At 72.3% G+C, this 18,882-nt stretch carries 15 protein-coding genes; 11 read left to right on the top strand and 4 right to left on the bottom strand.

The genetic code is table 11. From position 1 onward, the window contains the following. The first annotated feature begins 24 nt into the window (after positions 1 to 24). Positions 25 to 1,023: an aldo/keto reductase gene (locus ACPXBU_RS23945; RefSeq protein ID WP_393363647.1), complete on the top strand. Its 999-nt coding sequence runs from the start codon at positions 25 to 27 to the stop codon at positions 1,021 to 1,023. 30 nt (positions 1,024 to 1,053) lie between these two features. Here the strand turns inward: ACPXBU_RS23945 and ACPXBU_RS23940 are convergent, their stop codons facing one another. Next, a complete protein-coding gene (locus ACPXBU_RS23940) occupies positions 1,054 to 1,905 on the bottom strand; it encodes an NAD(P)H-binding protein (protein ID WP_425759759.1) in 852 nt (283 codons plus the stop codon). A 309-nt stretch (positions 1,906 to 2,214) separates the two neighbouring features. Between ACPXBU_RS23940 and ACPXBU_RS23935 the strand changes: the two genes are divergently transcribed. Next, entirely contained in the window at positions 2,215 to 3,114 is a 900-nt protein-coding gene (locus ACPXBU_RS23935) for a TIGR01777 family oxidoreductase (RefSeq protein ID WP_393363652.1), read from the top strand. 178 nt (positions 3,115 to 3,292) lie between these two features. On the opposite strand, the gene ACPXBU_RS23930 is transcribed toward ACPXBU_RS23935, so the two are convergent. Further along, positions 3,293 to 4,543: an extracellular catalytic domain type 1 short-chain-length polyhydroxyalkanoate depolymerase gene (locus ACPXBU_RS23930; protein ID WP_425759860.1), complete on the bottom strand. Its 1,251-nt coding sequence runs from the start codon at positions 4,541 to 4,543 to the stop codon at positions 3,293 to 3,295. 226 nt (positions 4,544 to 4,769) lie between these two features. On the opposite strand from ACPXBU_RS23930, the gene ACPXBU_RS23925 reads away from it, so the two are divergent. From ACPXBU_RS23925 to ACPXBU_RS23905, 5 genes are all read left to right on the top strand, one after another. Further along, entirely contained in the window at positions 4,770 to 6,602 is a 1,833-nt protein-coding gene (locus ACPXBU_RS23925; RefSeq protein ID WP_425759758.1) for a DUF2079 domain-containing protein, read from the top strand. A gap of 322 nt (positions 6,603 to 6,924) precedes the next feature. Next, on the top strand, positions 6,925 to 7,566 hold the full coding sequence (gene lipB, locus ACPXBU_RS23920; protein WP_425759757.1) for a lipoyl(octanoyl) transferase LipB: 642 nt from the start codon (positions 6,925 to 6,927) through the stop codon (positions 7,564 to 7,566). A 32-nt stretch (positions 7,567 to 7,598) separates the two neighbouring features. Next, the gene (locus ACPXBU_RS23915; protein WP_425759756.1) at positions 7,599 to 8,705 is read left to right on the top strand and encodes a threonine synthase; all 1,107 of its coding nucleotides are present in this window, start codon (positions 7,599 to 7,601) and stop codon (positions 8,703 to 8,705) included. Positions 8,706 to 8,867: 162 nt separating this feature from the next. Further along, positions 8,868 to 9,212 (top strand): YciI family protein, encoded by a 345-nt coding sequence (locus ACPXBU_RS23910; protein WP_425759755.1) that lies wholly within the window; start codon positions 8,868 to 8,870, stop codon positions 9,210 to 9,212. A gap of 4 nt (positions 9,213 to 9,216) precedes the next feature. Then, positions 9,217 to 10,578, top strand: a complete 1,362-nt coding sequence (locus ACPXBU_RS23905; RefSeq protein WP_425759754.1) for an RNA polymerase sigma factor — start codon at positions 9,217 to 9,219, stop codon at positions 10,576 to 10,578. On the opposite strand, the gene aspS is transcribed toward ACPXBU_RS23905, so the two are convergent. After that, positions 10,538 to 11,824 (bottom strand): aspartate--tRNA(Asn) ligase, encoded by a 1,287-nt coding sequence (aspS, locus tag ACPXBU_RS23900; RefSeq protein ID WP_425759753.1) that lies wholly within the window; start codon positions 11,822 to 11,824, stop codon positions 10,538 to 10,540. The two genes, ACPXBU_RS23905 and aspS, sit on opposite strands and share 41 nt — an antisense overlap. A gap of 453 nt (positions 11,825 to 12,277) precedes the next feature. Between aspS and lipA the strand changes: the two genes are divergently transcribed. The 3 genes from lipA (at position 12,278) to ACPXBU_RS23885 (ending at position 15,950) form a co-directional block, all read left to right on the top strand. Next, a complete protein-coding gene (gene lipA, locus ACPXBU_RS23895) occupies positions 12,278 to 13,273 on the top strand; it encodes a lipoyl synthase (protein WP_393363674.1) in 996 nt (331 codons plus the stop codon). A 172-nt stretch (positions 13,274 to 13,445) separates the two neighbouring features. Beyond that, positions 13,446 to 15,161: a hypothetical protein gene (locus tag ACPXBU_RS23890; protein ID WP_425759752.1), complete on the top strand. Its 1,716-nt coding sequence runs from the start codon at positions 13,446 to 13,448 to the stop codon at positions 15,159 to 15,161. 102 nt (positions 15,162 to 15,263) lie between these two features. Then, positions 15,264 to 15,950, top strand: a complete 687-nt coding sequence (locus ACPXBU_RS23885; RefSeq protein ID WP_425759751.1) for a DUF4191 domain-containing protein — start codon at positions 15,264 to 15,266, stop codon at positions 15,948 to 15,950. A 743-nt stretch (positions 15,951 to 16,693) separates the two neighbouring features. On the opposite strand, the gene ACPXBU_RS23880 is transcribed toward ACPXBU_RS23885, so the two are convergent. Continuing rightward, complete coding sequence (locus tag ACPXBU_RS23880) at positions 16,694 to 17,101, bottom strand: RDD family protein (RefSeq protein ID WP_425759750.1); 408 nt, start codon at positions 17,099 to 17,101, stop codon at positions 16,694 to 16,696. Positions 17,102 to 17,354: 253 nt separating this feature from the next. Between ACPXBU_RS23880 and glnA the strand changes: the two genes are divergently transcribed. Beyond that, the gene (gene glnA, locus ACPXBU_RS23875) at positions 17,355 to 18,779 is read left to right on the top strand and encodes a type I glutamate--ammonia ligase (RefSeq protein ID WP_393363692.1); all 1,425 of its coding nucleotides are present in this window, start codon (positions 17,355 to 17,357) and stop codon (positions 18,777 to 18,779) included. The last annotated feature ends 103 nt before the right edge of the window (positions 18,780 to 18,882 follow it).

Raw genomic sequence — 18,882 nt, 5'->3', positions numbered from 1 at the left:
GCTCCAGGTTGGAGGCTTGTCACCATGACGACGACACGGACGCTGGGACGCAGCGGCATCACGGTGAGCGCCATCGGGATGGGGTGCTGGGCGATCGGCGGGCCGCTCTGGGGCGACGACGGACAGCCGTTCGGCTGGGGCGAGGTCGACGACGACGAGTCGATCCGCACCATCCACCGGGCGCTCGACCTCGGCGTGACCCTGTTCGACACGGCCAGCAACTACGGCGCCGGGCACAGCGAGCGGATCCTCGGCCGAGCCCTGGCCGGCCGGCGGGACAGCGCGGTGATCGCCACCAAGTTCGGCAACGTCAGCGACGAGGGCACCCGGCGGTGGCTCGGCACCGACGCCAGCCCGGCGTACGCGGTCCGCAGCCTGGACGACTCGCTGCGCCGCCTCGGCACCGACCACGTCGACCTGTACCAACTGCACATCAACGAGCTGCCGGCGCCCGCCGCGCTCGACCTGGTCGACACCCTGGAGGGCCTCGTCGACCAGGGCAAGATCCGGGCGTACGGCTGGAGCACCGACAACCCCACCTCGGCGGAGGCGTTCGCCGCCGCCGGTCCGCACTGCGCCGCCATCCAGCACGACGAGTCGGTGCTGCGCGACAACCCGGCGGTGCTGGCGGTCTGCGACAGCCACGACCTGGCCAGCCTCAACCGTGGGCCGCTGGCGATGGGGCTGCTCACCGGGTCGACCCGGGCGGTCGGGGCGGACGACGTACGCGGACGGGCGCCGGAGTGGCTGGAGTGGTTCACCGACGGCCGGCCGACGCCACGCTGGGCGGCCCGGGTGGAGCAGGTCCGGGCGGCGCTGACCGCCGACGGGCGGACCCTCGCGCAGGGCGCGCTCGGCTGGCTGCTGGCGCGGAGCCCTCGTACCGTCCCGATCCCCGGCCTGCGCACGGTCGCCCAGGCCGAGGAGAACCTGGCCACCCTTGCCCTCGGCCCGCTGGGCGCCGAGGCGTACGCCGAGGTGGAGCGCCTGCTCGCGGACCTGCGACCGGCCCACGCGGCCTGACCACCGGGCCGGTCCGCGCCCCGGGCGCCGTCAGCGGAAGTCGTCCGCGTGCTCGGCGGCCCACTGTCGAAACGTGCGCCCGGGGCGGCCGGTCACCTGCTCGACGTCCGGGGCGACCCAGGCGTTGCCGTCGAGATGGCGCCCCATCTCCAGGAACCACTCGATCACGTCGGTCGGGTAGTGGTCCCTCCAGTGCTCGCGGGCCTGCTCCGGGGTCAGCTCGTCGAAGCGCACCGGACGGCCGATCGCCGCACCGATCATCGAGACCGCGTCCCGGCGGCGGACCGGCTCCGGCCCGGTCGGCTGGTAGACGCGGCCGGCGTGGCCGTCCTCGGTCAGGGCGGCCATGATGACCGCGGCGATGTCCGCCTCGTGGACAAGTGCGCTGTTCCAGTCCCCGAATGGCGCCCGCACCACCCCCTCGGTGCGGATGCCTGCCGCCCAGTCGCGGGTGTTCGCCATGAACTCGCCCGGGAAGACGTGCGTCCACTCCAGGCCCGAGTTCTCGACGGCCCGGTGCAGGGGCCGGTGGGGCGCCTCGATCGGGTCGTCGTCGGCCCGGCTCGGGTCGTTGTGGCCGAGATGGGTGACCCGGCGGACGCCTGCCTGTCGGGCCAACTCCAGGATCTCCGCCCCGGTGGCCAGCGGGCCGTACCCGTCCATCGCGACCAGGTGCATGCGCGTCACGCCGCGCAACGCCGGACCCAGCGTGTGAGGCTTCGCGAAGTCGCCCGCCACCACCTCCACCCCGCCGGGCAGCGCGACAGCCGCCGGTGACGTGGGATCGCGGGTCAACGCGCGTACGTCGTGTCCGGCGGCCACCAGTTGCCGGACCAGGCTGCCGCCGACGGTCCCGGTCGCTCCGGTCACCAGGATCGGCATGATTCCTCCTCGGGGTCGCCCGTCGGCGGGCACGGCGAGCCAACCCCGCCAAACGGGGGCGCTCTCGGATTGGCTCATGGTCGGTCAGGCCGGTGCCGAAAGCAATCGCGAACATTGCATTCACGTTTGCTCTGACCTGCGGAAACGCGCTGACTCCCGAATGCGCCCGACGGCCTTTTTCGGCGCCTGGGACGCCCGTTGACCTGCGCTTTGCGCGCCGCACCGATCCCGGCGCGGATTTCTTCGCCGAAACGCCCCGCGGCCGCGCCCCAGGCATCCGCCGGCGGCGTTCTGGACGAAGATGGGGGTATGCGCATCCTTCTGGCCGGCGCGTCCGGCTTCCTCGGCACCCGGCTGGCCGACCGGCTCACGGCGGACGGGCACCAGATCACCCGACTGGTCCGTCGGCCGCCGCGCGACCCGCAGGAGCGGCAATGGGACCCGGCCGCCGCACAGCTCGACCCGGCCGTGGTCGCCGGGGCGGACGCGGTGGTCAACCTGGCCGGCGCGGGCGTCGGCGACAAGCGCTGGGACGACGACTACCGGCGGTTGATCCGAACCAGCCGGGTGGACAGCACCACCACGCTCGCGACCACGATCGCCGGGCTTCCCGCCGCCGACCGGCCCCGGGCGTTGCTCAACTCCTCGGCCGTGGGCTGGTACGGCAACACCGGCGACCGGGCCGTCGAGGAGGACGCGCCGGCCGGCGAGGGCTTCCTGGCCGACGTCTGCCGGGTGTGGGAGGCCGCGACCCGACCGGCCGAGGACGCCGGGGTACGCGTCATCCGGCTGCGCATCGGCCTGCCGCTGGACCGCCACGGGGGGCTGCTCAAGCCGCAGCTACTGCCGTTCAAGCTCGGCATCGCCGGCCGGCTGGGCAGCGGCCGGCAGTGGCTGCCCTGGATCTCGTTGCCCGACTGGCTGGACGCGACCCTCTTCCTGTTGGACCACGACGAGATCGCCGGCCCGGTCAACGTGGTGGGCCCGAACCCGGTGACGAACGCCGAGTTCACCCGCGAGCTGGCCCGACAACTGCACCGCCCGGCCATCGTCCCGATCCCCGCACTGGCGCTCAAGGTGGTGCTGGGCGGCTTCGCCCACGAGGCCCTGACCAGCACCAGAGTCCTCCCCGGCGTGCTGACCCGCGCAGCCTTCACGTACCAACACCCCACCCTCCCCCAAGCCCTCCAAAAAGCCCTGAACCCCTAAACCCCCACCCCCACCCCCACCCCCACCCCCACCCCCACCCCGCCCTGCCCGCCCCCACCCCCACCGCGTTGATCATGAGGTTATTGCCACTCCCATCGGCGTGTCGTGGCAATAACCTCATGATCAACAGGGGGTAGCGACGGGGGTGGGGGTGGGTGGGGCGGGCGGGGTGGGGGGTTTAGCAGCCGATTACCCAGTGGGCGGGGGCGGTCTGCTTGAGGGTGCTGGTGTAGAAGGTGTTGTAGAGGCCCATGCGCTGGTTGGAGCCGTTCGCGTAGGCGTAGCCACCGGACTGGTACGCCCGGCCGGCTGCCACGTGGGCGTAGTTGCTGGCCGTCACGCAGGTGGGGGGCGTGGTGGGCGTCGGAGTCGGGGTGGGCGTGACCGTCGGGGTCGGGGTCGGGCTCGGGGTCGGGGTGGTCGTGGGCGTCGGGGTGGGGGTGGGGGTGGTGCCGCCGTTCAGGCCGAAGAAGAGCGCGTCGCGGTACGTCGAGCAGATGGTGTCGAGGAGGTACGCCCCGGCGGTGCCGCACTGGTCTGCTCCGGAACCCGGGTCGACCGGAGTGCCGTGGCCCATGCCGGAGACGCGGTAGAGCCGTACCTCGTCGTTGCCGTACACCTCCAGGCTCGTGTTGGCGGGCAGCGACGAGGAGCTGGTCGGAGTCTGCGAGAGGCCGCGCACGTTCGTCCACTGGTCGCGGGACTCGGTGCCGTTGAGCGGGACGACCGTCGGGTCCGAGGTGCCGTGCCAGATGGCCACGCGGGGCCGCGGGCCGGTGTAGCCGGAGTACGCGCCCCGCACCAGGTCGCCCCAGGCGGCCGGGGTCTTGTCCGCGCCCGGATTCATGCAGCTGAAGGCGTTGACCATGCTGGTGGCGCAGCGATACGGGATGCCCGCGATGATCGACCCGGCGGAGAAGACGTCCGGGTACGCGGCGAGCATGACCGCGCTCATCGCCCCGCCGGCGGACAGCCCGCTGACGAAGACCCGGGAGCCGTCCACCCCGTAGTTCGCCTTGGCGTGGTCGACCATCTGCTTGATGGACAGCGCCTCACCCTGACCCCGGGCCGTGTCGCCGGCCTCGAAGAAGTTGAAGCAGGAGTTGGCGTTGTTGCCGGACGGCTGCTGGGCGACGATCAGGGAGAACTTCCACTGGTCGGCGTACTTCTGCCAGCCGGAGCCTGCGAAGTAGCCGGCGGCGGTCTGGGTGCAGCCGTGCAGCAGCACCACGGCCGGGGAGTTGGCCGGCAGGTTGTCCGGCCGGTAGGCGTACATGGCGAGGTTGCCCGGGTTGGAGCCGAACCCGGTGACCTGGGTGAGGGTCGCGGCCTGGGCGGGTGCGGCGATGGCGACCACGCCGGCTGCGGCGAGGACGAGCCCGGCGCCCACGCCGATCAGCCGGGTGAGGATGGACGAGGAGCGGCGCACGGCGGCCTCCTGGAAGGGGCGGACTGTGAACTGGGTCACGGTCGAATTGCCGTGACGTTACGACGATGTGTCGCCGCCAAGACATGGGGCGCGCTCACACATTCACGGCCGCCGAGGTGTACGCCGGACCGTCGAGGCGAGTCCTCCCCAACCCCACGCGACAACAACGGTCCCCTCCTTGCAGGTCTGACCGGCCTGTCCAGGTCCGGTTGGTAACGTCCGCTGCGTGCCGTCCTCCCCGTCGCTGGCCACCGGGCCCGCACCCGCGTCACCGCCGCGCGTCGTCCGGGACCGCCGGGCCGACCTGATCGTCGTGCTGGTGGCGTTCGCGCTCGCCGTCTGGGTGACAAGTGGGCTGTGGCGGGACCCGAACGTCCGCACCATCACCGTCAACTCCAGCGACCAGGCGCTCTTCGAGTGGCTGCTGGCCTTCGGCGGGCACGCGGTCACCCACGGCGACAACCCGCTCTTCACGTACCTGATCAACGTCCCGGACGGCGTGAACCTCGCGGTGAACACCTCGATCACCGTGTACGCGGTGGTCTTCGCGCCGCTCACGTACCTGATCGGGCCGCCGGCCACCTTCCTGGTGATCCTCACCCTCAACCTGGCCGCCACGGCGCTGGTCTGGTACTGGTTGCTCTCCCGGCACCTGGTCCGCAGTCGGCTGGCCGCCGGGGTCGGCGGCCTGTTCATCGCCTACTCCCCCGGCATGGTCTCGCACGCCAACGCCCACCTGAACTGGACGGCCGGCTGGCTGGTGCCTCTGCTGATCTGGCGGCTCTTCGCGCTGCGCCGGGCGGGGCACTGGCTGCGCGACGGGGTGATCCTCGGCGTGCTCGTCGCGGTGGCGTTCTCGATCGCCGCCGAGGGGCTCTTCTTCACGGCGCTGGCGCTCGGGGTGTTCGTCGCCATCTGGGCGCTGCACCCGGCGAACCGGGCCGAGGCGCGCGCCGCGCTGCCCACCTTCCTGCGCGGGCTCGGGGTGACCGCCGTGGTGGCCGGCGTGCTGCTGTCGTACCCCTTGTGGTTGCACTTCGCCGGGCCGCAACGGTTCCACGGCACCGGCTTCGACCCGGCGATCCACTCCGAGGACATCGCCGCGTTCGCCGCGTTCCCGCGCCGCTCGCTGGCCGGCGAAGCGGGCCTGGGCACCTCGCTGGCGCCGAACCCGACCGAGGAGAACTCGTTCTTCGGCATCCCGCTGCTGGTGCTCACCGTCGTCTGCTTCGTCGCGCTCTGGCGGTGGGCCGACCCGAGCCGCCGGGCCACCCTCTGGGCGCTGGGCGTCCTCGCGCTGATCTTCTCGGTGCTCTCCTTCGGCCCGATCGCCAAGGTCGACGGGCACCGCACCGACCTGCCCATGCCGTTCGACCTGCTCGGACAACTGCCGGTGGTGAATGCCGCGCTGCCGGCCCGGCTGGCGCTCGTGGTCGCGCCGGTGATCGGGTTGCTGCTGGCGTACGCCGTCGACCACCTGCGCGCCGCGCCGCCCCGGCACCGCTCCACGGAGTCGGCCTGGCTGATCGGGTTCGCGGTGGCCCTGGTGCCGCTGCTGCCCACCCCACTGCTGACCGACGAGCGGGAGCCCATCCCCCGTTTCATCACCTCCGGCACCTGGCGGGACTACGTCTCACCGGACGGCGTGCTCACGCCGGTGCCGTTGACCGTGGACATCTACCCGGACGGCCAGCGCTGGCAGGCGTACGCGTTGTCGCACCGGCAGGGCGAGTTCGAGATCCCCGGCGGCTTCTTCCTCGGCCCCGGCGGGCCGGACGGGCGCGGCCGGATCGGCCCGGTCCCGCGCACCCTGAGCGCGTTGATGGACCAGGCCGGCCGGACCGGGTTGGTGCCGATCGTCACCGACGGGACCATCCGGGAGGTGCGGTCGGACCTGCGGCACTGGCGGATCGAGACGGTGGTGCTCGCCGACGAGGTGCACGGCGCGAAGTTCGAGGTCGACGAGGAGGCGCTGCTGCGGACCGGCACCGCCCTGTTCGGCGAGCCGCAGCGGGTCGACGACGTCTGGCTCTGGCGCATCCCAGCGACCGACAGGTAGACCCCGCCACGACCGGGCGGGACGTCGGGACGGGCCGTCGTCGCGTCTAATGGACCGATGGGAACGACGGGCCGGCGACTGCGGCGGGGAGCCACGATCGGTGTCGCGCTGGCTCTCGTGGCACTCGGCGCGCCAGCCGCCACGGCCGGGACCGGCGCGGTCGCCGACGGCACGACGGGCGTGGTCCCGACCCGGGTGCACGATCCGTGGCTGTGGCAGGCCACCGTGCGACACCGACCGGCAGGCCGTTCTCGCCGCGCCGCATCCCTGGTGAGACGGCTCACCAGGGACGATCGCCGGGAGCGGGATTAGGCTGGACACCGTGACAACGACGATCTCCGGCCTCACCGCCGTCCGCGCCGGCCTGCTCGACTACCAGGCCGCCTGGGACGAGCAGCGACGCCTGCACGAGTCGGTGGTGGCTGGCGAGCGCGGCGACACCGTGCTGCTGCTGGAGCACCCGAGCGTCTACACCGCGGGCAAGCGCACCGAGCCGTGGGACCGGCCGACGGACGGCACCCCGGTCGTCGACGTGGATCGCGGCGGCAAGATCACCTGGCACGGGCCGGGGCAGCTCGTCGGCTACCCGATCCTGCGGCTGCCCGACCCGGTGGACGTGGTCGCCTACGTCCGCCGCACCGAAGAGCTGCTCATCGACGTGTGCGCCGAGTTCGGGCTGACCGCCGGCCGGGTCGAGGGGCGCAGCGGGGTCTGGGTGCCCGCGGACGACCGGGGGCCGGCCCGCAAGGTGGCCGCCATCGGCATCCGGGTGGCCCGAGGCGTCACCCTGCACGGCTTCTCGATCAACTGCGACTGCGACCTGACGTACTTCGACCGGATCGTGCCGTGCGGCATCCGCGACGCCGGCGTCACCTCGCTCACCGCCGAGCTGGGTCGCCCGATCACCGTCGCCGACGTGCTCCCGGTGGTCGAGCGCCGGCTCTCCACCCTCGTCGCGGTCTGACCACGAGCGCACCCACACCCCTGGGACGTGACATGACCGACGCGGTACGACCACCGACCGGTACCGCGGTCACGGCCCTCGAATGCATTCGGTGCGGTACCCACCATCCGGTCGGCGACTACTCCCTCGGGTGCCCCTCCTGCGCGGCCACGGGCCACGGCTCGAACCTGTTCTGCCGTTACCCCGCGGAGGCGGTACGCCAGGACCAACTGGTGCCGTACCCGGTCGTTCCGGATCTGGGCCAGGGACGCACACCGCTGTTCCCGCTGCCCTGGCTCGACGGGGTGCTCGTCAAGAACGAGGCGGCCAATCCGACCGGATCCCACAAGGACCGGTTCGCGGCGATGGCGGTGACCCACGCGAAGGCCTCGGGCTACGAGCGTGTCGTCGTCGGATCGTCAGGTAACGCGGGGCTGGCCACGGCCGCTTTCGCCGCCGCCGTCGGCCTCCGGGCCGTGGTGGCCGGCTTCACGTGGCTGCCCGAATCGCTCGCGGAGCCGCTGCGCGGGCTCGGAGCGGACCTGCACACCTTCGACACCGACGAGGAACGCATCAGGTTTGTCGGGGAGGCGGCCGACCGTCCCGACACGTTGGCCGTCTCCAACGTCGCCGACATCGTCATCGGAAGTAGCTGTTTCGGGATCGAGGGCTACAAGGCCATCGCCTGGGAGATAGCGGCCGCCGTTCCGGCCGGGGTGGACCACGTCGTGATCCCGTCGAGCCGTGGCGATCTGGCCTGGGGCATCCACCTCGGGTTCGCCCAGTGGTCCGCCCTGACGGGTGGCCCCCTGCCCCGCCTTCATCTGGTCGAACCCTTTCCCAGGTTGTCCGCCGTGCTTGCTGGCCAGGACATCGCCGCACGCTTCTCCGACAGCGCCGGAAGCCTCCGCTCGATCGCCGGGGGCAGCACGACAGTCCAGGCTCAGGCCGCGGTGACCCGTAGTGCGGGCAGCGTCGTCGTGGTGCGGGAAGACCTGGCGACAAGCTGGTACGAGCGGGCGAGCCGACACGGGCACACCTGGGAGATCAGCAGTTGCACCGTGTTGGCCGCCTACGACGTCCTACGGCGACGCGACGTCATCCCCGCCGGCGAGCGAGCAGTCCTGATCACCACCTCCCACCTGTTCAAGGGGCTGTGACAGCCGAGGGAGGCGCGCCAAGACACGGCCCTAGAGAATTTCCGCACCGAGTGTCCCGTGGGACGTCTGATCGATCGTCCCTATGGTGGAGTCGGCGACCGACGTCGGCTCGACAGCCCTGAGGTCGGCGCGTACCGCCCGGCCCGGACGCGAGGAGCGGACATGCCCACCTACATCGCACTTACCTACACCGCGGACGTCGACTGGAGCAGCCCCGAGCAGGCTGCCGAGATGGCGGAGTACCGGGAGTTCGGTGCGGCCGCTCGCGCGGTGATCCGGGGCGGCAGCGCGCTCTATCCGACCGCCACGGCGACCACCGTGCGGGTCTCCGGCGGCAAGGGCGGTGACGTGCTCGCCACCGACGGCCCGTACGCCGAGACCAAGGAAGCCCTGACCGGCTTCTACCTGCTGGAATGCGCGGACCTGGACGAGGCGGTGGCGACCGTCGCACAGATGCCCGCGGCCTGGAACGGCGCGGTCGAGGTCCGTCCCATCATCCCGTTGTGACCCGATGCTGACCGGTGACGCGGAGACCGCCGCCGACACGGCGACCCAACCGCCCGAGGCGACGCGGCGGGCGCGGGCTGCCAGCGCGGCGCAACAGGTGGTCCGGGCCGAGCGGTCCCGGATCCTCGCCACGCTGATCCGCGTCACCGGCAGCGTCGACCTGGCCGAGGACGCCACACAGGACGCGGTGCTACGCGCCCTGCAGACCTGGCCGCGCGACGGCGTGCCGGACAACCCGCGCGGCTGGTTGCTGGTCGTGGCGCGCCGACGGGCGGTCGACCTGATCCGCCGGGAGGCCCGCCGCGCCGGGAAGGAGGCCGAGGCCGTGGCACTGCTCGACCCCGTGTCGGACTCACCCGAGGCGGTTCGGGACGACCTGCTCCGGCTGGTCTTCACCTGCTGCCATCCGGCGCTGTCACTGGACGCGCAGGTGGCCCTGGCGCTGCGTGCCATCGGCGGGCTGACCACCGCCGAGGTGGCCCGCGCCCTGGTGCTGCCGGAGGCGACGATGGCGAAACGCCTCACCCGCGCCAAGCAGAAGATCAGCCGGGCGGGCATCCCGTACCGGATACCGTCGGCCGAGGAGTTGCCGGGACGACTGACAGGCGTCGCCGCCACCGTCTACCTGATCTTCAACGAGGGTTACACGGCCGGCGTCGGCGACGACCTGATCCGGGTCGGGCTGGCGGACGAGGGCCTTCGGCTCGCCCGGCTGCTTGTCGAGCTGATGCCTGACGAACCGACAGTGCTCGGCCTGCTGGCCCTGCTGCTGTTGCAGGACTCCCGGCGGGCCGCGCGGGTAGGCGTCGACCGTCGACCGCTGCTGCTGAGCGAGCAGGACCGCACGCGCTGGGACCGGGCCGCGATCACCGCCGGGGTCGAGCTGGTCGGTCGGGGCCTGCGCCGCACCCCCGACCACCCCGACCGGTACGTCGTCCAGGCCGCCATCGCGGCCTGCCACGCCCTCGCCCCGTCGTACGACCGGACCCCGTGGGACGCGGTCGTCTCCTGGTACGACGTGCTGCTCACCGTGCACGACACCCCGGTGGTGCGGTTGAACCGGGCGGCGGCGGTCGCCGAGCGGGACGGTCCCGCCGCCGGGCTGGCCCTGGTGGCGGCGATCGGCGGGCTGGCCGGCTATCCGTGGTTCCACGCCACCCGTGGCGAGCTGCTGCACCGCCTCGGCCGGGCCGACGAGGCCGCCACGGCGTACCGGGCGGCGCTCGCGCTCGACCTCAACGGCCCGCAGGCGGCCCGGCTGCGCGATCGGCTCGCCGACTGTCGACCCGAGTCGGCGGGGCCGGGCGCGCAGCCGGCGCCGGGTCCTACGGGGTCAGCCGGTGCAGGTCACGCGGGAACGCGGTGACCTCCCGGATGTTTGCCGCGCCGACAAGCCGGGCCACGAAACGTTCCAGGCCGATGGCGAAACCACCGTGCGGCGGCATGCCGTGCCGGAACGCGTCCAGGTAACCGGCGTACGGCTCGACCGGCTCGCCCCGGGCCGCCAACGCCGCCAGGTAGTCGGCGTGCCGGTGCAGCCGCTGCCCGCCGGTGACCAGCTCCAGCCCACGGAAGAGCAGGTCAAACCCGTTCGAGTACGCCGGCCGCGCCGGGTCCGGGTGGGTGTAGAACGGCCGCTTGGCCATCGGGTAGCCGGTGACGAAGAGGAAGTCGGAGCCGTGTTCGCGGCGGGCCCACTCGCCCAGCGCCCGTTCGTGCGCGGGCGCGAGGTCCGGCTCGTCGGCGGGCGCGCCGGCGATCGTCAGCGCCTCGGTGAAGTGCACCGCCGGGATCTCCGCCGGCACCTGCGGTGATGTGACGTCGAGCGTCGCCATGGCCCCGCCGGCCCGCTCGCCCACGGTGCCCAACATCCCGGCCAGGGTGTCGCGCAGGACCCGCATCACGTCCCGGTGGTCGGTGACGAAGCCCAGCTCGGCGTCGAGCGACGTGTACTGCGCGAGGTGCCGGACGGTGTCGTGCGGCTCGGCCCGGAACACCGGCCCGACCTCGTAGACGCGTTCGAAGACGCCGACCATCAACTGCTTGTAGAACTGCGGCGACTGGGCCAGGTACGCGGGCCCGCCGAACCAGTCCAGCGCGAACACGTTCGCCCCGCTCTCCGTGGAGGAGCTGACCACCTTCGGGGTGTGGATCTCCACGAAGTCGTGGGCGTCGAGTGCGGCCCGGAAGCCGGCGACCGCCGCCGCCGAGATCCGCAGGGCGGCCGACCGGGTGGGGTGACGCAGCGCGGTCGGCGCGTTGTCGAGTTGGGTGGGCAGGCTCGCGGTGAGCGCCGGCCGGTACAGGTCGAACGGTGGCGGCACGGCGGGCGGCCCGAGTGGGCGTACCTCCGGGTCGGTCAGCTCGACCCCGGCGGGCGCCGTGTCGTTCGCGGTCACCGTCGCGGTGACCTCGACGACCGTCTCCTCGGGCAGTTTCTCCAGGTCGGCGCGGACGGCCGGGTCGGTCACGACCACCTGGGCCAGGCCGGCGGCGTCGCGCACGATCAGGAAGGCCACCGACTTGAGCAGTCGGCGGCGGTGCACCCACCCGGCGATCCGCACGGTCGTGCCGATCTGGGCGGGCAGGTGGTGGGACAGGGTTCGTTGCATGGCGGGCTGCTCCTCGGTCGATCGCCACGCCGTCGCCCCCTGGGGAAGCGATGCGTGGCATCAGCCCCAGGGAGGTGTGGGCGAGCGGGAACCTCGCGGTGCCACCACACCTTCACCCCCGCGCGAGCGGGGGCCTCGTTCGTCGCCTGATGACCGGGGCCAGCCGGGCGGGCTCTACTGGGCACGGGTGACCCCGTAACCGTTCTTCCCGCAGCTCAGGAGGGTCTTCGCGCACCGGTGCCAGACCGCCTCTCAGCACCGGCGGCTCTCTGCACTGGCGGGTCGGCGCGCTACTCGGCTCCGTCGTCGCTGTTGGCGGTGACCGTAGCACCGGATCCCCACGCGTGTGACGCTCATTTTCGACTATCCGGTGTCCGGCGTCACAACGTTTGGAGCGTGACGCCGGTCGCCTGGCGTACATAGACACCTGCCGTCCGGCGTAGGCTCGTTTTCGTGACGATCGAGCACTCCGCGCCGACGACCGGCCAGGCAGCGCGCACCGCGACGGCAGCCCCCGAGGGGCGGCGTCTGCTGCGCATCGAGGCGCGCAACGCCGAGACGCCGATCGAGCGTAAACCGCCGTGGATCAAGGTCAAGGCCAAGATGGGTCCGGAGTACACCCAGCTGCGCGGGCTCGTCTCGCGCGAGGGGCTGCACACCGTCTGCCAGGAGGCCGGCTGCCCCAACATCTACGAGTGTTGGGAGGACCGGGAGGCCACCTTCCTCATCGGTGGTGACCAGTGCACCCGGCGCTGCGACTTCTGCCAGATCGACACCGGCAAGCCGGCCGAGTTCGACGCCGACGAGCCGCGTCGCGTCGCCGAGTCGGTGGTCGCCATGGGGCTGCGCTACGCCACCATCACCGGTGTCGCCCGGGACGACCTGCCCGACGGCGGCGCCTGGCTGTACGCCGAGACCGTCCGACAGATCCACGCGCTCCAGCCCGGCTGCGGCGTCGAGCTGCTGATCCCGGACTTCAACGCCGTGCCCGAGCAGTTGGCCGAGGTCTTCGGCTCCCGCCCCGAGGTGCTGGCGCACAACGTGGAGACCGTGCCGCGCATCTTCAAGCGCATCCGGCCGGCGTTCCGCTACGACCGTTCCCTGGACGTGATCCGGCAGGCTCGCGCCGACGGCCTGGTCACCAAGAGCAACCTCATCCTGGGCATGGGCGAGGAGCGGGCCGAGGTCTCCCAGGCGCTGCGCGACCTGCACGACGCCGGCTGCGAGCTGATCACCATCACGCAGTACCTGCGGCCCACCCCCCGGCACCACCCGGTGACCCGCTGGGTCAAGCCGGAGGAGTTCGTGGAGCTGCGCGAGGAGGCCGAGGAGATCGGCTTCGCCGGGGTGATGAGCGGGCCGCTGGTGCGTTCGTCGTACCGGGCGGGCCGGCTCTACAAGCAGGCGCTCGACGCCCGCGCCGCCGTCCCGGTCGTCACCGCGGGCTGACCCGGTCCTGGCGGGCGGGGCGGCTTCCGGCTGCCCCGCCCCCATCGGCGTTCACTCCTCGGTCGCACCATTCGCTCGCGGCCAGCCGTTCACCCTACGGGCCGCCTCGGGTTCGCCACGACCGCTCGCGCCGCCACGCGGCCGTCGGGCGTCCGGATGTCATGATCGTGCGATGACCGTCGGCGTACGCGAGCAGCCGCGCGACGCGGGGCCCCCGCACCCTCGGCCGGGCCCGCGTCTCGGGTTGGTCGGCTGGCTGACCGGGTTGGCCGTGCTCGTCGGGGTGGGTTACCGACTCTGGCTGCTGGGTCACGCCGCGCCGCCCACGAACAGCGACGAGGCCGCCATGGGGTTGGCCGCGCTGCACATCTCCCGAGCCGAGGACTTCCCGGTCTGGTTCTACGGCCAGCAGTACATGGGCCCGCTGGAGGCGTACCTGGCCGCGCCGGTGTTCGCCCTGGCCGGGGGGCCGTCGCTGCTCGGTCTGCGGTTGCCCACGCTCGCGCTGTACGTGCTGTTCCTGCTGCTGGCCTGGCGCCTGACGCTGCGCCTGACCGGGGACCTGTGGTTCGGGCTGCTGGTGGTGGCGCTGCTGGCGTTGGGCTCCGACCGGGTGGTGAAGAACCAGCTGATCGCCGGTGGTGGCTATCCGGAGATGAACGCGGCCGGGATGGCGCTGGCCGTGCTCGCGGTGGATCTGGCGAGCGGGCGACCGGGGTGGCGGCTGGCGCGCTGGGCGGTGTGGGGGTTCCTGGCCGGCCTGATGGTCTGGGTCGACCCGCTGGTGCTGCCGTACGTCGTGGCGCTCGGCGCGGTGCTCGTCGGATTCTGCCGCCGGGAGCTGTGGGGCGCGGCCGGGGCGCTGTTCGGGGCCGCCGCCGTGCTGGGCGCGGCCCCGCTGCTGCTGGACAGCCTGCTGAGCGGCCGGAACCCACTCAACGCGGTGCTCGCTGCCAGCGGTGCGAACGCCAGCGCGGGATGGGCGGACCGGTTGCACGGCGGCCTGCTGCTCGGCCCGGCGCTGGGCATGGGATTCTGCGGTCCCGGGCGGTGCGCCACCTGGCAACTGTGGTGGGCGCTCGCCCTGCCGCTGCTGCTGGCCCTCGCCGCCGCGACCGCCTGGCACACCCTGCGCCGAGCGCCCGCCCTCTCGACCGACCCCGCCCTCCCGACCGATCCCGCCCTCCCGACCGACTCCGCGGTCCCTGCCGCTGGCGGCGCTGGGGGCGTTGCCGAGGTGCCGGCTCGGGTGGCGGCGGCGGTCTGGCTGGCGCTCGTACTGGCCGCGGTCGGCACCCTCGGCGCGTACACCGTGAGCAGTGCCGCCGGGCTCACCCCGGTGGAGAGTTCCCGCTATCTGTCCTGTCTGCTCGTCTCCCTGCCGGCACTGCTGTGGCCGGTCTGGGCGACGGCCCGTGGCGGTCCGCGACGGCCGGTGGGCGACCGTCGCGGCCCCGGGTCGGCGCTGGCCCGCCCGGTCGCGCTGGCGTTGCTCGTGGCCACCCTGGGCACCGCCGGCCACGCCACCTGGCAGGCAGCGCGGACCGCACCCGCGACGCGGACCGCCGAGGCCCGGCACACCGAGTTGGTGAGGACCCTGCGGCAGCTCGGTGTACGACACGTACGCGCCGGTTACTGGACCTGCAACCGGCTCACCTTCGCCACGGCGGAGCAGGTGGTCTGCGCGGTCGTCGACGACGCGCTGCGCCCCGGCTTCGACCGTTACCCCGCGTACCGGCGGGAGGTCGACGGCGCGACCGCGCCCGCCTGGGTCGCACCGACCGGCTCCCCGTTGGCGCACACGCTCGACGAGCGGCTGCGCACCGCCCCGGGCAGCCTGAACCTGGTCACGATCGACGGCTGGCGGATCTACCTGCCGTCGGCCTGACGACGCGCCCGGCCCGCACCGGCGAGGCGACGTAAGGTACTCAGTCGGCCGGCACCCGGACGCGGATCAACGGGGCGGGCGGCGACCACTAGACTCTGCGGCATGGCAAAGCCCCAGGAGAAGGTCTCGTTCGGCCAACGGCTGAAGCAGATCGGGATGGTGTTCCAGTTCACCGCCAAGCAGGACCGGTGGTTCGCGCCGCTGGTCGCCGCCGCGGTGCTCATCCCGCTCGCCCTCACCGTGGTCGCGGTCATCCTCTGGAGCTGGATCTGGCTGCCGATCGGCATCCTGTTCGTCCTGCTCGCGGTGCTGATCGTGCTCAACCTGCGGTCCAACAGGGCGATGATGAACGCCGCCGAGGGGCAGCCCGGTGCGGCGGCGCAGATCATGGAGAACATGCGCGGCGACTGGCGGGTGACCCCGGCGGTCAGCTCGACCACCCAGATGGACATGATCCACCTGGTGATCGGCCGGCCGGGCGTGATCCTGCTGGCCGAGGGCAACCCCCAGCGGGTGCGCGGCCTGCTCGGGCAGGAAAAGCGGCGGCTGTCGAAGGTGATCGGCTCCGCTCCCCTGCACGACTACGTGATCGGGCAGCAGGAGGGCGAGCTGCCGATCCGCAAGCTCCGCACGACGCTGCTGCGTCTGCCCCGGGCACTCTCCGGCAAGGACGTCAACTCGCTGGACAAGCGGCTCAAGGCCCTCACCGCCCGTCCGCAGATGCCCAAGGGCGCGATCCCGAAGAACATGCGGCCGCCAGGCGCGTCCCGCCAGGCGCGGGGCCGCTGACCCCCCAGCTGTACGCGAAGGAGCCGGACCCGTGTGGGTCCGGCTCTTTCCCGTCCGTGCCCCGGCACCCCGCACCCGCACCCGCACCCGCACCCGCACCCGCACAACATCCCCGAAGTTGCTGCCTCAGACGCGCCGCAGGCAGCAACTTCCCCGAAGTTGCTGCGATCTTGCCCAGATGCGGACGCATGGGCCGCGGAAAGCGAGCCCTGCGATCCCGGCAGGGTCAAGATCGTGCTCGATCCTGGATGTAGTGGCCTCGAACTGCGGGGATACCACTACATCCTGCATCGAGCACGATCTTGGGCGGCACGGACGGACAGGCGCGGCACGGACGGGGCGGACGGGCGGGGCGGAAGCCGGCGGGCGGGGCAGCGGACGGCGGGCCGGGGGCGCGGCGGCGGGCCGGGGGCGCGAGCGCAGCCGGGCCGCGAGCGCGGCGGGAGCCCGGGAGCGCAGCGGGAGCGCGGGAGCGTGGCGGGAGCGCGGGAGCGTGGCGGGAGCGCGGGAGCGTGGCGGGAGCGCGGGAGCGTGGCGCGGCGGCGCGACGGGAGCGCGACGACACGACGGGAGCGCGACGACACGACGGGGGCGCGACGACGCGACGGCGCGACGGGGGCGCAGCGGCGCGGCGGCAGGCCGGGGGCGCGAGCGCAGCGGCGCGACGGCGCGGCGGGAGCGCGGCGACGCGGCGGGAGCGCGACGGCGCGACGGGAGCGCGACGGGAGCGCGGCGGCGAGGGCTCAGCCTCGGGGGGCGTCGACGATGACCGCGTTCGCGAACCGGTCGTGCAGGCCACGACGGTGCTCGTCCATGATCAGCGCGGGGACGACGAGGGCCAGCAGCAGGCCCCGGATCAACCCTCGGAGCACCCCGATCCGGCCACCGTCGTGCCAGTTCACGCAGCGGATCTTCGTGATGTACATGCCCGGCGTCTGGGCGAACAGGCCGAGGAAGAAGCCGTACACCAGCACCAGCACCAGCACCGGCGCCCAACTGTCGCGGATCGGGTCGGCGAAGAAGTTGGACACCAGCACACAGAGCAGCCAGTCGATGATCAGCGCCCCGAACCGCTTGCCGAGGCTGGGCGGGGTGAAGCTGGGGTCGGTTGCCGGCGCTGCCGGGACGTGCGGATTGGTCACAGCGGTCAAGGGTATCCGCGCCGGGATGAGGGCCTGCCGGGTGTGGCCGCCACGGTGTGCCGATTCGGGCCAAAGGCATCAGATGTCATTACACTGGCACAGTCGGACGGCGTTCGCGGCGGGCCGGAGGCGTGGACCGGAGCATCGCTGACGCTCCGCACGGGACGTAACACGGCAGAAACAACGGAGACACGGCCGGGCAACCGCCCGGCCCTAGCGTCGCCAGAAGCCTAGCCACCCCGTGGACGTGCCAGGAGGATGTGTGTTCGCCAATCCCGAGGAACTGCTGCGATACCTCAAGAACGAGGACGTGAAGTTCGTCGACGTTCGTTTCTGTGACCTGCCCGGCGTGATGCAGCACTTCAACCTGCCGGTCGAGTCCGTCAACGACGACCTTTTCACCGACGGCCTCGCGTTCGACGGTTCGTCGATCCGCGGTTTCCAGGCGATCCACGAGTCGGACATGCTCCTGCTCCCGGACGTCGCCACCGCGTTCATCGACCCGTTCCGCGCGCAGAAGACTCTCGCGCTGAACTTCTTCATCCATGACCCGTTCACCCGCGAGGCCTACAGCCGCGACCCGCGCAACGTCGCGAAGAAGGCCGAGGCGTACCTGGCGGCCAGCGGCATCGCCGACACCGCCTACTTCGGCGCCGAGGCGGAGTTCTACATCTTCGACTCGATCCGCCACGAGACCTCTGCGCACCAGTCGTTCTACTACATCGACTCGGTCGAGGGCGCGTGGAACACCGGCCGCGAGGAGCAGGGCGGCAACCTCGGTTACAAGACCGCGTACAAGGGCGGCTACTTCCCGGTGCCGCCGGTCGACCACTACGCCGATCTGCGTGACTCGATCGTGCGCCGCCTCGTCGACACCGGCTTCAACGTGGAGCGCTCGCACCACGAGGTGGGCACCGCCGGCCAGTCCGAGATCAACTACCGGTTCTCCACCCTGCTGCACGCCGGTGACCAGCTTCAGCTCTTCAAGTACATCGTGAAGAACGAGGCCTGGGCCAACGGCAAGACCGCGACCTTCATGCCCAAGCCGCTCTTCGGTGACAACGGCTCCGGCATGCACACCCACCAGAGCCTCTGGCTCAACGGTGAGCCGCTGTTCTACGACGAGACCGGCTACGCCGGCCTGTCCGACATGGCCCGCTGGTACATCGGTGGTCTGCTGCACCACGCGCCGTCGCTGCTGGCCTTCACCAACCCGACTGTCAACTCGTACCGTCGCCTGGTGCCGGGCTACGAGGCGCCGGTCAACCTGGTCTACTCGCAGCGCAACCGCTCCGCCTGCACCCGCATCCCGGTGACCGGCAGCAACGCGAAGGCCAAGCGCGTCGAGTTCCGCGTGCCGGACCCGTCGGCAAACGTCTACCTGGCCTTCTCGGCCATGATGATGGCCGGCCTGGACGGCATCAAGAGCAAGATGGAGCCGCCGACGCCGATCGACAAGGACCTCTACGACCTCCCGCCGGAGGAGTGGGGCGACGTCAAGCAGGTGCCCGGCTCGCTGCCGGCCGTGCTCGACTCGCTCGAGGCCGACCACGACTACCTGCTCGACGGTGGGGTCTTCACCCCGGACCTGATCTCCACCTGGGTGGACTGGAAGCGCGCCAACGAGGTCGACCCGGTGCGTCTGCGCCCGACCCCGCACGAGTTCGCCATGTACTACGACTGCTGAGCAGTAGCTGAACCGCCGGCCGGGGGGGGGCCCCGGGGCGCGGGGGCGGCCCCGGGGCGGGTGTACCCCCCCCCCCGCTAGCGCCGCACCCGCGAAAAGGTGG

Origin of the sequence: Micromonospora sp. DT231, from assembly GCF_049847025.1 — a bacterium.
In the GTDB taxonomy this organism is placed as follows: Bacteria; Actinomycetota; Actinomycetes; order Mycobacteriales; family Micromonosporaceae; genus Micromonospora.
This window is presented reverse-complemented; position numbering and strand designations above follow the sequence as displayed.

Coding starts and splice junctions, on each gene's coding strand:
- ACPXBU_RS23945 (WP_393363647.1), top strand. CDS start 25: ATGACGACGACACGGACGCTGGGACGCAGCGGCATCACGGTGAGCGCC.
- ACPXBU_RS23940 (WP_425759759.1), bottom strand. CDS start 1,905: ATGCCGATCCTGGTGACCGGAGCGACCGGGACCGTCGGCGGCAGCCTG.
- ACPXBU_RS23935 (WP_393363652.1), top strand. CDS start 2,215: ATGCGCATCCTTCTGGCCGGCGCGTCCGGCTTCCTCGGCACCCGGCTG.
- ACPXBU_RS23915 (WP_425759756.1), top strand. CDS start 7,599: ATGACCGACGCGGTACGACCACCGACCGGTACCGCGGTCACGGCCCTC.
- ACPXBU_RS23910 (WP_425759755.1), top strand. CDS start 8,868: ATGCCCACCTACATCGCACTTACCTACACCGCGGACGTCGACTGGAGC.
- ACPXBU_RS23905 (WP_425759754.1), top strand. CDS start 9,217: ATGCTGACCGGTGACGCGGAGACCGCCGCCGACACGGCGACCCAACCG.
- aspS (WP_425759753.1), bottom strand. CDS start 11,824: ATGCAACGAACCCTGTCCCACCACCTGCCCGCCCAGATCGGCACGACC.
- ACPXBU_RS23890 (WP_425759752.1), top strand. CDS start 13,446: ATGACCGTCGGCGTACGCGAGCAGCCGCGCGACGCGGGGCCCCCGCAC.
- ACPXBU_RS23885 (WP_425759751.1), top strand. CDS start 15,264: ATGGCAAAGCCCCAGGAGAAGGTCTCGTTCGGCCAACGGCTGAAGCAG.